Origin of the sequence: Flavobacterium frigoris PS1 (assembly GCF_000252125.1) — a bacterium.
GTDB lineage: Bacteria > Bacteroidota > Bacteroidia > Flavobacteriales > Flavobacteriaceae > Flavobacterium > Flavobacterium frigoris_A.
The window spans coordinates 62,622-77,096 of the sequence record NZ_AHKF01000031.1 but is presented as its reverse complement, the minus strand read 5'-3'; the positions used below and the strand labels follow the sequence as shown (position 1 = coordinate 77,096).

General features: G+C 36.7%; 9 protein-coding genes and 2 pseudogenes. 6 read left to right on the top strand and 5 right to left on the bottom strand.

The genetic code is table 11. The annotated features are described in order from the left end of the window. Positions 1-319 precede the first annotated feature (319 nt). The 3 genes and pseudogenes from HJ01_RS17695 (at position 320) to HJ01_RS18085 (ending at position 1,440) form a co-directional block, all read left to right on the top strand. The gene (locus HJ01_RS17695) at positions 320-475 is read left to right on the top strand and encodes a hypothetical protein (RefSeq protein WP_007139604.1); all 156 of its coding nucleotides are present in this window, start codon (positions 320-322) and stop codon (positions 473-475) included. A 374-nt stretch (positions 476-849) separates the two neighbouring features. Further along, positions 850-1,215, top strand: a pseudogene (locus HJ01_RS17835) (Fic family protein); the annotation flags it as partial. Positions 1,216-1,263: 48 nt separating this feature from the next. Further along, complete coding sequence (locus HJ01_RS18085; protein ID WP_081478729.1) at positions 1,264-1,440, top strand: hypothetical protein; 177 nt, start codon at positions 1,264-1,266, stop codon at positions 1,438-1,440. Between the two features lie 124 nt (positions 1,441-1,564). On the opposite strand, the gene HJ01_RS16280 is transcribed toward HJ01_RS18085, so the two are convergent. The 3 genes and pseudogenes from HJ01_RS16280 to HJ01_RS16270 form a co-directional block, all read right to left on the bottom strand. Beyond that, positions 1,565-2,845: an acetyl-CoA C-acetyltransferase gene (locus HJ01_RS16280; protein WP_007139602.1), complete on the bottom strand. Its 1,281-nt coding sequence runs from the start codon at positions 2,843-2,845 to the stop codon at positions 1,565-1,567. 74 nt (positions 2,846-2,919) lie between these two features. After that, positions 2,920-3,117 (bottom strand): annotated as a pseudogene (locus HJ01_RS17420) (tyrosine-type recombinase/integrase); the annotation flags it as partial. Positions 3,118-3,547: 430 nt separating this feature from the next. Beyond that, on the bottom strand, positions 3,548-3,778 hold the full coding sequence (locus HJ01_RS16270; protein WP_007139600.1) for a helix-turn-helix transcriptional regulator: 231 nt from the start codon (positions 3,776-3,778) through the stop codon (positions 3,548-3,550). Between the two features lie 1,356 nt (positions 3,779-5,134). Between HJ01_RS16270 and HJ01_RS16265 the strand changes: the two genes are divergently transcribed. Genes HJ01_RS16265 through HJ01_RS16255 form a run of 3 tightly spaced genes read left to right on the top strand, consistent with a single transcriptional unit; the run spans position 5,135 to position 12,280 of the window. After that, entirely contained in the window at positions 5,135-8,170 is a 3,036-nt protein-coding gene (locus tag HJ01_RS16265) for a SusC/RagA family TonB-linked outer membrane protein (RefSeq protein ID WP_040474077.1), read from the top strand. Positions 8,171-8,185: 15 nt separating this feature from the next. Next, on the top strand, positions 8,186-9,595 hold the full coding sequence (locus tag HJ01_RS16260; RefSeq protein WP_007139597.1) for a RagB/SusD family nutrient uptake outer membrane protein: 1,410 nt from the start codon (positions 8,186-8,188) through the stop codon (positions 9,593-9,595). After that, positions 9,596-12,280, top strand: a complete 2,685-nt coding sequence (locus HJ01_RS16255) for an alpha/beta hydrolase family protein (RefSeq protein WP_007139596.1) — start codon at positions 9,596-9,598, stop codon at positions 12,278-12,280. A 61-nt stretch (positions 12,281-12,341) separates the two neighbouring features. Here HJ01_RS16255 and HJ01_RS16250 read toward each other — a convergent pair whose 3' ends face one another. Both HJ01_RS16250 and HJ01_RS16245 read right to left on the bottom strand, forming a co-directional pair. Then, positions 12,342-12,602, bottom strand: a complete 261-nt coding sequence (locus tag HJ01_RS16250) for a DUF6520 family protein (RefSeq protein ID WP_007139595.1) — start codon at positions 12,600-12,602, stop codon at positions 12,342-12,344. Between the two features lie 80 nt (positions 12,603-12,682). Beyond that, positions 12,683-14,209, bottom strand: coding sequence for a MauE/DoxX family redox-associated membrane protein (locus HJ01_RS16245; protein ID WP_007139594.1), 1,527 nt, complete (start codon positions 14,207-14,209; stop codon positions 12,683-12,685). Positions 14,210-14,475 lie beyond the last annotated feature (266 nt).

Sequence of the window (14,475 nt, the reverse complement as noted above, 5' to 3'; positions counted from 1 at the left end):
TTCCAGAAGACATCTCTTTAGTACAAGAGTGTTTTTTAGAATTACCTCCACAAGCAAAAGTAGGCGTTGGCATCAAAAAAATGCCAAGTATTACTAATACTAAAAGGTGGATTGTTTTCATATAAAAAAATAGATAGTCAAAAGTAAAAAATATTTATTTAAAACAGCATAAAAGTTTTGTTAATTTTTATATTTAGGGTACTTAGTTTTCGAAAATGTATTAAACAGAGCCTTTATTGAAAATGAGTATTCAAAAATATGGATTTCGGATATTGCTTATATACAAAGCAAGAAAGGATTTGTATATCTGATGATCATTATGAACCTCTATGATAGAAAAAATATAGATTGGAGTTTAAGTGATGGGATGAGTGTAGAGCAAACTTCTTTGGCAGCGTGGAGAATGGCAATCAATAATCAAAGTATTGAAAAAGGATTGATTACTGTAATGGGACATCAAGGATTCAGAAAATAATTTCATTTAAGCGGTTTAAGATTTAAAAATTGACTTGTTTGGTAATTGGATTGGGCTGTAAATCTATTTGATGGTAGCTAAGCTTGTAAATGGTGAAGTGTTGGATTCTCGAATTGAATAGTTTAATTCCTGAATTGCATACTTTGTTTTTTGTACTAATGCGGTGGTTATATTTTATATTTACCGCAAAAATGCGGTGATAAGTAAAAGTAATCACCGCATATTTTTTATTTGCGGTTAATAAATTTTATATTTATAGCAAAAATTCGGTAAATATGTATATTCATAAAAAAATGATTGGCCAAAATTTACTTGGGATGCAGATGTGATTACGTCCTTACAAGGAACCGTCAGACACAGGACCAAGCGCGGATAAAGTACCGCCAGAAATGAATGCTTTTTTAGATTGGTTTAATTCAAAACAAGATATTGATCCTGTATTGAAGGCCGCTTTTGTCCATTTGTGGTTTGTTACCATACTTCCATTTGAAGACGGTAACGGACGCATCACAAGAGCCCTAACTGATATGCAACTGGCTCGTTCCGAACAAAGTAAAAAACGATTTTATTCGATTTCGGCTCAAATCCAAGCTGAACGTGATACGTATTATGCTATATTGGAAAGTACACAAAAAGGTGATTTAGATAGTACTGACTGGTTAGAATGGTTTCTTGATTGTTTGTTGCGTTCTATGGCACAGACCGATGAAACTATTACTGCAATCTTAAAGCGTACTTAATTCTGGGAAACTCACCGTACTACCAACTTTAATTCCCGCCAACAAAAAATACTTCAACTACTTCTTGATGATTTTTTTGGCAAGCTTACTGTTTCTAAATATGCCAAAATCACTAAAGTTTCTACTGATACTTCTCTTAGAGATATTCAAGATTTAATGGGTAAAGGTATTATTGAACAAGAGGGAGGCGGTAGGAGTACTTCGTATAAGTTGATTACTATTTAACAGCTTATTCTATATTTTTTAATTGTTTGTTGAAGATGTTTTTTTTTTAATACATTCTCTATAATTTGGTTTAAAACATCACTATCAATAAATTTATATTTGTAAAATTCATCGGTTAAGGAAGTTATTTTTCCAAAATCACAGTTACTCCATGTCCGCCTGCAGCACAAACGGAGATAAATCCTTTACCCGAGCCTTTTTCATTGAGTAATTTTGCCATTGTTGCCAATATTCGACCTCCTGTAGCCGCAAAAGGGTGACCAGCTGGTATACTGCTTCCAGTGACATTTAATTTCATCTTATCAATTGAACCTAAGCATTTTTTAAAACCGAATTCTTTTGAGAGTTCATCGCTTTTCCATATTTTTAAAGTGGCTAAAACTTGTGCCGAAAAGGCTTCGTGGATTTCATAAAAATCAAAGTCTTGTAATTGTAGTCCTGCTTTTTCCAACATTCGTGTAGAAGCATATATAGGTGCAAGGAGTAAATTATGTTTGTTTTCTACATATTCAATTGCAGCTAACTCAGCAAAAGTGATGTATGCTAGTATTGGATAGTTGTTTTTCTTTGCCCATTCTTCGTTTGCAAGTAATATACAAGAGGCTCCATCTGTCAAGGGAGAGGAATTTCCAGCAGTTAATGTGCCATTTTTTCTATCAAAAGCGGGTTTTAGCTTAGATAACTTATCTAAATTGGTGTCAATACGTAGATTATTATCGCGCTCTAATCCTAAATAAGGAGAAATCATATCGTCAAAAAAACCGTTTTCATAAGCTTTAGCCATTTTTTTATGGCTTTCAAAAGCGTATTCATCTTGTTCTTCACGAGAAATACTATAATGTTTTGCCGTAAATTCAGTATGTTCCCCCATTGATAAACCAGTACTTGGTTCTGTATTCATTGGGGCAAGCGGAATAAAGTGTTTAGGTCTTATTTTGAGTATATGTTTAATTTTATCACTTAGAGTCCTACTTTTTCTAATTGAAAGTAAAATTTTTCTCAGGCTTTCATTTAAAACTAGCGGAACATTACTAGTACTGTCAACGCCACCGGCAATTCCAACTTCAATTTGACCAAGAGCAATCTTATTAGCTATATAGATTGCAGCTTCAATGCCTGTATCACAGGCTTGTTGTATGTCGCAAGCGGGTGTTTTCGGGTCTAATGATGTACTTAAAACACATTCTCTCATTAAATTTATTTCCCAACTGTGTTTTATGACAGCTCCGCCTGCGACTTCTCCTAGAAGCTTACCCTGGAGGTTATAACGATTTATTAATCCTGTTAGAGTTGTCGTCATCATATCTGCATTACCAGCTTCAGCATAATTTGTATTCTGACGGGCAAATGGGATTCGATTGTATCCAATTATAGCTACTTTTTTTATCTGTCTATCTACTAACATAGTGTCGTTTTTTTTGTTACATTAAAGGTATAGAATAAATGCAACTAATGTTTGTGTTTTTTAAAGCATATTGATTAAGTGGTAGTAGCTGATTTATTGATGCTTGTTAATGTAAATTTTTCTCTTAAAATTATCGTATCCTCGCTCACTTTTTTATCTAATATCTTAGCATAGTGTCGCGTTGTTCTTATATTTTTATGTCCCAACATTTTACTCACGCTTTCTATGGGAACACCATTTGTAAGTTTTAAAGTCGTTGCAAATGTATGTCTGGTAGAAACAAGAAAATACCTGAGTTTAGGAATACCTAGACTAAATGAGGGTTTTCTGTCGGTGAATGAGATAATGGTTTATTTGCTATCATAAAATCATTTATTGAAATCACCAAATTTTCTTAAACAATTTAGAACAGTTGCATGACTTTGAATACTGTATTGTTTTCGGGCTTGAGTAACGGTTGTAAAACCTTTTTCGATTTCACTAACAATTTGAAGCTTTAACGACATACTATAATCTCGCTGACTTCACTTTACATAATTTGTTTTTTCTTCCATAACGATTGATTTGCGTATCGTTATTTCAGGACGGGATAAAATCTGTTTGTTTTTTAGTGTAGACACTAAACTGAGGTTGAGTTTTATTCTCCAAACCTAAAAAGCCATTTTCACAATACTTTAAGGTTTTCCGTGAATACATTAATATTTATTTCTTGTCTATAAAAACGTCTTTAATATCCATATCAAGAGCTTCACAGATTTTCAAAAGAGTAAAGAAGTGAAAGTCTTCTTTGCCATTTTCTATATCGCTAATCTTTGCTCTATCGAGTTTTGAGTCTTTATCAGCTAACTGTTGTTGAGTTAATCCTTTTTCTTTTCTCTTATTACGTATTGAATTCCCTATCTTTTTGTATATCTCGATAAAATTTTCTTGCATTTTTTAAAAAATATTTTGTGGTTTTATTGCCACATTAAAAAATAATATTATATTTGTTATAGCGAATTGATAATGAGACTTTAATAGTCATAATTCAAACGATGTTTTCTCGACTCAAAACGACCAATTTTACCTTCGAGAGTATCGTGAAGTCGCTCCATGTCAAAAAGTTTCTTACTTTTGCATACGGCATGCGAGCGGTTCTCACGTAAGCTTTAGGTGGTAACTTTTAAATCGAAAGATTTAGAAGACGGGTTTGGTCGCCCATGAGTCTAAAGTGTGAAACCGCTCCTTGCTTTTTTCTGCAAGTACCCTTCATACCAAGAAATACATCGTTCCATAACCATAAACCTATAAATTATGAGAACGATTTTTTTATTTGCCAGCACGACTAAACCACCCTAACTACCTGCTAAAATAGGCTACCTTTTGTTGTCCCAAAACTGAAATAAACATGGTGTTGGGATAGGGAAACATTGAGAAGTACTCTTATCAAAGAAACTTCCGTAATCAGGATTTTAATACTGATGTGTTTACCCCTGTCTTAACACGTAAAACGGGAAATTATAAAAAATAATTCCCTATATATACACTCAAATATTAAAATGCTTTTGACACCTAGATTTAAGCTTTTCCTCTTTAAACTCGCACTTTAAAAGTATTGTCTTTATTTCTATTTTCCAAATGTTTTTTTAAAACTTTTAGAGCTTTTTTCAGCAAGGGCAGCAAAAGGTTTTTTTTAACCTAAAATCCATAAATCATCATTCCCAATTAGGAAATCAACTTTTCTTAACCGGACTGGAATACTTATGCCAACAACGAACCATAAACAACAAACTATTAAACTATTAAAAAAACACCTGCACCGAAAGGTCCATTGAATAATCGCCTAGTTAATTTATTTTGAATTTGTTAGTAAAAGGTGCAGGCTTGTTTTTTGATGGTGAATTAAGAACAAAGGAAATAGATCCACTTATTTGAAATAACTCATAACCTAAAAACCAAAACCTATGAACCAAAACCCATTTTAAAACCCCATAAATTAATAAGATGAAATACTACAAACAAATACAAGCTGCATTAATAGTGGCATTAATAGTACTGATCTGCCTTTGGCTTTATGGCTGCAACAGTTGTACTTAGTGAAGAAAAAAGAGCAAATAGCAAATAATAAAGATGCCACAGGCGTATTTATTATTTTATTTTAATGGAGTACAAAGAACAAAATATAAACCCAATTAAAATCCTACCTATGAATTAGGAGCACTAAAAAAAAAGGCCCTCTAACTCGTCGGCAAACTTGACTAGAGGACCATCGCTAACAAAACTAACGTTTCACTTAACTATACCAATATTATGAAAAATTATTCATTCTACAAGGGGCGGTCGGCTTTTTGGTACCTGATAATTATCGGGTTCACACTAAGCGGCACTCCTGCCTTAGCTAACAAGCTCCCGAGGCAAATGCAGTCTCCACACCAACAAAACCAAATAAACGGTACTGTCACTGATGGTACAAATCCTTTACCCGGTGTGACAATTTCCATAAAAGGAAAAAGAAACAGTACCGTTAGCTCTGACTTCAACGGGCAATATATTCTTTCGGCTACTGCTACAGATACTTTATTGGTCTCCTTTATAGGATTCAAAACAGCAATAGTTCCCATACGCGGGCGAAAAATAGTCAACGTCCAATTGCAGGAAGACATCACCAGCTTACAAGAAGTTCGTGTCAATGCGGGCTATTATACTGTCAAGGAAAGTGAACGCACCGGAAGTATTGCTAAAATTTCTTCTAAGGACATAGAAAAACAACCCGTCACTAATATACTTGCAGCGATGCAGGGACGAATGGCTGGGGTTAGTATCACACAGGAAACGGGCGTTCCGGGTGGAGGTTTCAATATTAATATTCGTGGCGTAAATAGCCTCAGAACCGATGGCAATGCGCCGTTGTACATCATTGATGGTGTTCCATATTCGTCTGATCCCATAAGCTACAGACAAACTTCGACGACAATTCCAGGAGAAAGCAACCCTCTCAACAGTATTAATCCCAGTGATATCGAAAATCTGGAAATATTAAAGGATGCGGATGCAACCGCGATTTATGGCTCTCGTGGCGCTAACGGCGTGGTGTTAATCACAACCAAAAAAGGAAAAGCAGGTGTAACTTCTTTTACAATTAATACCTCACACGCAACTAGCACGGTAACCAGAATGCTTGACATGATGAATACCCAACAGTATCTAAAAATGCGTAGACAGGCCTTTGCAAATGATGGGATTACGACTTATCCCTCTAATGCTTATGATGTGAACGGAACATGGGACCAAAACCGGTATACTGATTGGCAAAAAGAATTGACAGGAGGTACGGCTGATATTTTAAGCATGCAGGGAACCGTCAGTGGAGGATCTGAACAGACTCGGTTTTTACTTAGCGGGAATTACAGGACAGAGTCTACCGTATTTCCTGGTGACTTTTTATACAAAAAAGGCGGCGCACATCTCTCTTTAGACCATAAATCCGAAAGTAATAAATTTCGCATCAGTTTTTCAGGAGGATATACAGCCCAGAAAAATGATTTGCCTTGGACTGACCTGACTTTATTATCGAGAAATCTTGCTCCTAACGCTCCAGCTCTATATGATGCTCAAGGAAACCTTAATTGGGAGAATAGTACTTGGCAAAATCCGTTAAGTAATCTGGAAGGTAAAAACAGATCAGAAACCCATGATCTGGTTGCTAGTACACTAATGACATTTCAATTGGCAAAAGGAATAGAATTTAAATCAAGTTTTGGTTTCACAGATCTTAGTAGCGATGCAAGTCGCACCGCACCGTCAACCATGTATAATCCTGCATACAACTATGGCAGTGAATATTCATCAATATTCAAGAATACTCTGGGGAGGCAGTCATGGATAGTAGAACCACAGCTAAATTGGCATAGTGCTTTCGGTCGCGCAGAAATAGACGTTTTGCTTGGCAGTACTTTCCAGAATCAGCAAACAAAAACACGAATTGAGGAAGCGTCAGGATTCACAAGCAACAGCCTGATTTATGACCTTACCTCAGCATCGTATTTATCAGTCGAAAGCGATGAAATGCTGGTCTATAAATATCAAGCATTTTATGGCAGATTCAATTATACATTTAGCAATAAATACATTCTTAACTTAACAGGACGAAGGGATGGTTCGAGCCGCTTTGGTCCTGGAAAACAGTTTGCAAATTTTGGTGCAATAGGCGCAGCATGGCTGTTTTACAGAGAAAAATGGATTGAAAACAATGTTAGTTTTCTAAGCTTTGGAAAATTACGAGGTAGCTATGGTACAACTGGCAACGATCAAATAGGCGATTACCAATTTTTAGATACCTATTCTTCTTCAGGTTATGAATATCAGGGTTTACATGGATTGCAACCACTACGCCTTTATAATCCAAATTTTGGTTGGGAAACCAACAAGAAACTCGAAGCGGCATTTGAACTGGGTTTTTTAAAGGATCGCGTTATGTTGACAACTGCTTGGTACCAAAACCGTTCCTCAAATCAGTTAGTAGGATTGCCACTGCCAGGGACTACAGGATTTACAACCATCCAATCCAACTTAGATGCTACGGTACAAAACAATGGACTTGAAATCACACTGCGCACGATTAACATTCAAAAGCCAAATTTTAATTGGACGACAAGTTTTAACCTTTCGGTAGCCAAAAATAAGTTGTTATCTTTTCCCGGTCTGGAAGGATCACCTTATAAAAATGATTACGTGATTGGTCAGCCCCTCACAATAAGAAAGTTGTTCCATTCCACCGGAATCAACCCGCAAACAGGTATTTATGAATTTGCTGATATAAATGGAGATGGTCAAATATCCTACGCAGATGACAGAGAGACCGTTCGCAACTTCAGTCCAAAATACTTTGGTGGATTGCATAATCAATTCACCTACAAAGGCTGGCAACTGGATTTTCTGTTTCAGTTTGTAAAGCAGCTCAATTTTAACTTTGCTAGTACACAGGGATATGCGGGGACTTTCCGTAACCAGCCTGCAGAAATAGTAAACAGTTGGACACAACCTGGAGATAATGCACAATATCAAATTTATACCACAGGTGTAAATCAGGAGGCAATGCAGGCGAGCGAATATTATGCCGAAAGTGATGCAGCAGTAAGCGATGCCTCATATATCCGTCTTAAAAACATTTCACTTTCTTATGATCTGCCTCAGGAGTGGCTCAAAATTATGCACTGCAAAATTTCACTGCAGGCACAGAATATATTTACCATAACATCCTATAAAGGAGCAGATCCTGAATTTAGGGAAGCAGGGTTCCTGCCTCCATTAAGAATAGTATCAGCAGGATTTCAGTTTACATTTTAATTAAAAAATAGTATTATGAACCAAGAAATATACATTTTCGTAAAGAGAAACAAAACTATGTTATTCACAGCTTGGCTTGTTGCATTGTGCGGCATCCTATTTAGCTGTGATAGCTTCGTGGATACAGACCAACCCAATTCGCAACTAACCTCTAGTGCGGTATTTGAGAGCAAAGCCACTGCTGAGGCTGCAATGACCGATATTTATGCACAAATAAGGGAAAATGGCATAATAACGGGCAAGCTTTCCGGCATTGGTAATCTGATGGGGAACTATAGTGATGAACTAATAGCCTATGAAACTGGATCCTATTCGTCTGAGCCATTTTATAATAATTCAATACTGGCATCAAATGCTCTTATTTCTTCAATGTGGAACTCCGCTTACAATCAAATATATGCCGCAAATGCAGTAATTAATGGTGTAGATAATTCTATAACCCTCGCAGTAGCTGATAAGAGCCAAGTGAAGGGTGAGGCACTTTTTGTGCGTGCGCTAAACCATTTCTATCTCGTCAATATTTTTGGTGATGTCCCTTATGTTACAGCTACTGACTATAAAGCAAATAGCGTGGCAACCCGCATGAAAACCATTGAGGTGTACAATAAAGTCATAGCCGACCTGAAAGTAGCAATTGACTTGTTACCCCAAGATTATGTAAGTGCAAACAGGGTGCGTCCAAACAAAGCTACGGCACAGGCTTTACTGGCTCGTGTATATTTGTACACTGGTGCTTGGTCAGAGGCTTCTAATATGGCTTCTGCAGTTCTAAACAATGAATCGCTTTATGTTTGGGATGAAAACCTCGATAATGTTTTCCTGAAGGAAAGCACCACAACCATCTGGCAATTGGCGCCTGCCTACGAAGGGCACAATACTGAAGAAGGTATGGTGTTTATTTTTTCCTCAGGACCGCCGCCAACTGTCGCACTTACTAATGCGTTAATGTCATCTTTTACAGCTGGAGATCTGCGGAAAAGCCATTGGACACTAGCAGTGACAGACGGTACCGATACTTGGTATCATGCATTCAAATATAAAGAGAAGACAGATACCGGAGCAACAACCGAATACTCCATAATTTTTCGCCTTGCGGAACAATACTTGATCCGAGCCGAGGCACGGGCGCAACAAGGAGACTTGATTGGCGCAAAAGAAGACTTGAATAAGATTAGACACACTGCGGGGCTAACTGATACCTCCGCTGATAACGCCAGTGACATCGTAGATGCAATAATTAAAGAGAGAAGGCTGGAATTTTTCACCGAACACGGACAGCGTTTTTTCGACCTAAAACGCACTGGCAAACTTGATGCGGTACTTGGCGATAAACTTGGATGGAACAGCAATGATTCTCTTTGGCCGCTTCCGCAATCGGAACTTCAGGTAAATCCATACCTCAAACCTCAAAATCCAGGCTATTAAATGAATCAGATACAAAATAGTTTGTTGCTGCAACACATCAAGTTCTGCAACAAGCACTTAGCGATACGGCAGAAGTTACCGTCTAAAGTGGCTTTATATGTGTTTTTTTGGTTGGTTACCTGTCCAGTATTCGGACAGGTTCAGCCAAAAGAACCGGTAACCGCGGCAGATTACCACCTCTGGGGAACATTATATTTGGATAAAATTTCAGACCTTGGAAATTGGGTAAGCTATCGAATGGATTACGACGAGCATCCGGATACACTGTTCGTAAGAAATGCTGTTGCCACGATAACCTATAAATTTCCGGAGGGTACCAATGGAACTTTTAATAAAGAATCACAGTTTGCCTGTTTGGTTCCTGGAAAAGGACTTGAGTTGCTCAATATGGAAACGGCTTCAAGAAAATTTATTCCGAGTGTAACGTCCTTTTTATTTACTACAAATGGTAAGTTTCTGATAACACAAAACAGGGCTGCTTCCGTAAATTGGGTTTGCATAAGGGATACCAATGGTAAAATACTTGACAGTATTATTGGTGTTAGTAGTTATAAATTAAATCCTGCAGGCGATACTATGCTGTGTTCAGTAACAGAGGGTAACAACAATAGCATTGTTCAGATAACGATGCGCAATTTAATAGCAAAAAAGATTATTGTTCAGGATAACGCTGGCACATTTACAAACATGGTCTGGCAGAACAATGGGCAAAGCTTTGCTTTCCTGCAATACTCAGGGGATGCTGTTTCTGGCAATGAAAGAAATACCGTTTTTTATTACACATTGAAAGAGCAAAAAATGTATCATTTTGAGCCAGAAAGAATAAACAACTTTCCTGATGACCTTCGCATAGCTAATGGATATGAAAGTAGACTTACTATTTCAGATGATGGTAGCAAGATTTTTTTTGGCTTGATAAAAAAAATACCGACAGGAGAATATGCGGATAATGAAGTGCAAATTTGGAATGGCAATGACAAGCGTCTTTATCCACAAAGAAAAGAATACCGCGATTGGGAAATCATTGCCAAACTTGCCGCTTGGTGGCCACGTGAAAACCGCTTTATTCAAATTGCCAGTGATGATAAACCATTTGTTGTTTTAGATGGGAAGCAGGAATACGCCATAACCTTTAATCCGACGGATCGGGAACTACAATACAAGCTGTATCCGAATACAAATTTTTTCCTAACAGAACTTAAATCAGGTAAAACTAGGTTGTGGCTTGAAAACCAATCTGTAGATATGAATAATTTGAGCATTTCTCCAGATGGCAAATATGCTGCCTATTTCACGAACGGAAACTGGTGGATTTACAGTTTTTCAGCTGGTAGTTACACGAACGTCACTAAAAAAATGAACCGAGCACTATTAAGTGAAGAAAACGGGGAACCAACCTCCTTTGGTGTTGAAGGATGGGGTCTTGATGGACAGACTATAGTATTACGTGATCAGTATGATCTATGGGAAATTACAACCAATGGATATTCTTGTCAACGAATTACTTTTGGCATGGAAAAAGGGATTAGTTATAGAGTTAAAAGACCTGGAATCGATTTAAGTCGTAAAAGCAATTTTGATGGGTTTACAGGTTTAGCAATTGATGTTAACAATTTGCTTCTGGAGGCAACAGCTAAAGAAGATAATGGATATTTTATATTAGATCGAAAAAAAGGAATGTATCCCATAGCTTGGGGGAAGGGCTTTATTTCAAATTTGGCTAAAGCCGAGGGTAGCGATGTCTACGTTTATCAGGAAGAAGATTTTGACCGACCTCCATCTTTAAAAATAAAAAATAGTAAAAATGATAAAGTAAATATCCTGATACAGAGTAATTATCAACATAAAAATTATCTCTGGGGAAAAGCAGAAGCCATTCACTATAGAAATTCAAAAGGCATAAAGTTAAATGGAGTTTTGTTCTATCCCGCGGCATATAATCCAGAAAAAAAATATCCGATGGTAGTGCATATATATGAAAAACTATTTGACAGACTACATCGTTATTTTAATCCATCACAATTCAATATGGAAGGATTCAATATTGCGAATCTGACGGCCAAAGGCTACTTTGTATTGCTTCCGGATATTGAATACGAAATGGGAAATCCAGGTCTATCTGCAGCGGATTGTACTATAGCCGCAACGAAAGAAGTCATTAGAAGAGGATTAGTAAATTCTGATAAGATTGGACTGACAGGACATTCCTTTGGAGGTTATGAAACCAATTTTATTATTACCCAAACTGACCTTTTTGCAGCGGCAGTATCGGGTGCTGGAATATCTGATCTTAGGAGTCATTATCTTTCAATTGGCTGGCCTTTAGGTTCGGCCGAAATCTGGCGCTATGAAAGCCAGCAGCTCCGTATGAATAAATCACTTTTTGAGGATAAGGATGGTTATGACCGAAACTCACCTGTGGTACATGCAGATAGAGTAAATACACCCTTACTATTGTGGACTGGTGAAGAAGACAGACAAATACATTATTATCAAAGCATTGCTTTTTATCTTGCATTACAAAGATGCAACAAGAAAGAAATTATGTTAGTATACCCAAGTGACCGCCATGTAATTTATGATAGATCACATCAAAAGGATCTTACACGTCGTATTGAGGAGTGGTTTGATTACTATCTAAAGGATAAATCAGAAGCAAAATGGATCGTAAATGGCACAAAATAAAATAACAATGCAGACCGTTTTTAAGCCTGCATTGTTTTTAAAAAAGTTTCGAAAAGAACAACTAATTTTTGTGGTACAGCTCTTTTGTGCAGTTCGCACCTACTTTTTCAAAAGCCTGTACACCTGAAAGAGTACAAATAGTACTGCCGACATTGTTACACATTCTCAGTTCTGTACATGGCGCATTTGGAGAAACACGATTCCATCCCTGTATTGCAACAGTAGCGTTTTTTGTACTATTGGCTCCATTTGTGCTTACTGCACCAGCCGAGGCAAGCATAAAAGCTGCTACGGGCATAATTACTTTTACTAAATTTTTCATGATATTAAATATTAAAATTAAAAATATGATCTACTCTTTTTTACAGGTTTTCGATCTAATCCCTGCTACCGGCCGGTATTTCATTTTAAATTATTATGTACTTTCATTTCTTCTTTTATCTCCTTTTCAAGGCTATAACTTACAATCGCATTCCCAATCAATGCGAAAAGGTGTGTATCAGTAACTATAAAACTACTCATTCGTTTACCGTCGTTATTGTAAATATAGAAGCTCATAAGATAATCTTGACTTTCAATACTATATACATCAATAATACTTGCCTGTTTCCACATTTCTAAAGACTCATAACGACCGGGTAAAACGGAATTCACAAATAGCAAATTATTATGAACACTGCTAGTTCGGTTAACGGTAAAAGGTGGAATAGAGAATTTTTTCTCTTTCCGCTTTTTAACCCATGCAATTTTAAGTCTGGCTTTTGATGTTGTGTCTATAGTGTTTCCCCGATAGGACAGGTTTAATCGATTGTCTGTGACAATAAATTGATTTCTGTAATAATATAGATATACAAATTTCTTCAGTTCTCTGCTGTACTGCATTGTACCATCAGTATCGAATACGCCATCGATTTGTTTCTGTAGTAACTCTGAATGATATTTCACAACGGTTTCGTCATCAAAACTAATTGTACCGAGAATATTTTCACCATTCTGATTACTAATCTTTCTAAATGCAACAACATTCGAATCTACCAATTCAGCAATAGAAAAATGAGTTGTCCCATACATTTGCAATGTTGCTTTCCAGTCGACTATTTTACCTTTGAAAATGCATGGTACAGTCCCATCAAGAACATAAAAATTTGGAGGAAAAACTCTGACTTGAACTGCGTTGAATTTTATTTTGTTATCATCAATAAATATGTAATGTATCTTTTTGTTTTGCAGTGTCGTATCTAGTGTCACTACCTGTGCTGGTGCTGTACTATTGCCTAGATATATTTTTCCGTCGCCTTCACCTGCAAAATAATAAGAATTGTACTTTAGGTCTGCTTGATATGCTTTTCTAACAGAAACGGGAGGAAATCGTCTGACAAAATTATTACGATGGTGAACAATATCTTCTGAAATGATGAAAAGTAGGGTCATAAATCCGACACAAATAATGCTAAGTATCAAAAGTGTTGTAGAAATAAAGTATCTTCTGGATTTTCGTTCCTCCGTGTTATAACGGGGTGAAATAAAAAGGGCTATAACAGCTATTGTGATAAAGAAAATGTTGAAAACCAAATGTTCTTTCCATCCTAGCTTTTCAAGAATTCCTCCACAGGAACAAGGAACAAATGAACTGTAATTCAGAACAATAAAGATATAGGCAGTAAACAGTACCATAAGACTGAAAGCCGCATATAGTGCTACAATCCGAAAACGAGGAATAACAATAAAAATCGAAATAAGCAATTCAATGACTGGAACGCCCCATGAAACCCATCCTGCAAAAGCACTCAGCAAAGGGGACTGTCCCAGCTGTACTTGAAAGTTTTCAAAATCTAGTAGTTTACTTACTGCTGCATAAACAAACAATAAAACATACAGCAGGCAGATACTATTGAGAAGAATACTTTGGGTGGTGGCACGTAATTTCATATCGCTAAAATTTAAATTTAATCCGATATAAAATTCCGAAAAAGAAAGAAAAAAGCGTTATCAATTTGGGAGCTTGAGTTATCCAAAAAGGAGTTTTTTAAATAACGGAGCGTTTCGCAGATTTTTTCGATAATACCTCTTTCCTTCACATCCTAGAAATTAATACCGAGCGAAGTCGAAGGGCAAAACTCATAGCCGATAATAACCCTAACCCTTAACCTAAAACAGACAGCTCAAACCCCACATCCCACAAAGCAGAACTTACT

What these genes read in the sequence shown, in the direction of transcription:
- HJ01_RS16255 (WP_007139596.1), top strand. Translation starts at nt 9,596, where the DNA reads ATGAATCAGATACAAAATAGTTTGTTGCTGCAACACATCAAGTTCTGC.
- HJ01_RS16280 (WP_007139602.1), bottom strand. Translation starts at nt 2,845, where the DNA reads ATGTTAGTAGATAGACAGATAAAAAAAGTAGCTATAATTGGATACAAT.
- HJ01_RS16270 (WP_007139600.1), bottom strand. Translation starts at nt 3,778, where the DNA reads ATGCAAGAAAATTTTATCGAGATATACAAAAAGATAGGGAATTCAATA.
- HJ01_RS16245 (WP_007139594.1), bottom strand. Translation starts at nt 14,209, where the DNA reads ATGAAATTACGTGCCACCACCCAAAGTATTCTTCTCAATAGTATCTGC.
- HJ01_RS16260 (WP_007139597.1), top strand. Translation starts at nt 8,186, where the DNA reads ATGAACCAAGAAATATACATTTTCGTAAAGAGAAACAAAACTATGTTA.
- HJ01_RS16250 (WP_007139595.1), bottom strand. Translation starts at nt 12,602, where the DNA reads ATGAAAAATTTAGTAAAAGTAATTATGCCCGTAGCAGCTTTTATGCTT.
- HJ01_RS17695 (WP_007139604.1), top strand. Translation starts at nt 320, where the DNA reads ATGAACCTCTATGATAGAAAAAATATAGATTGGAGTTTAAGTGATGGG.
- HJ01_RS16265 (WP_040474077.1), top strand. Translation starts at nt 5,135, where the DNA reads ATGAAAAATTATTCATTCTACAAGGGGCGGTCGGCTTTTTGGTACCTG.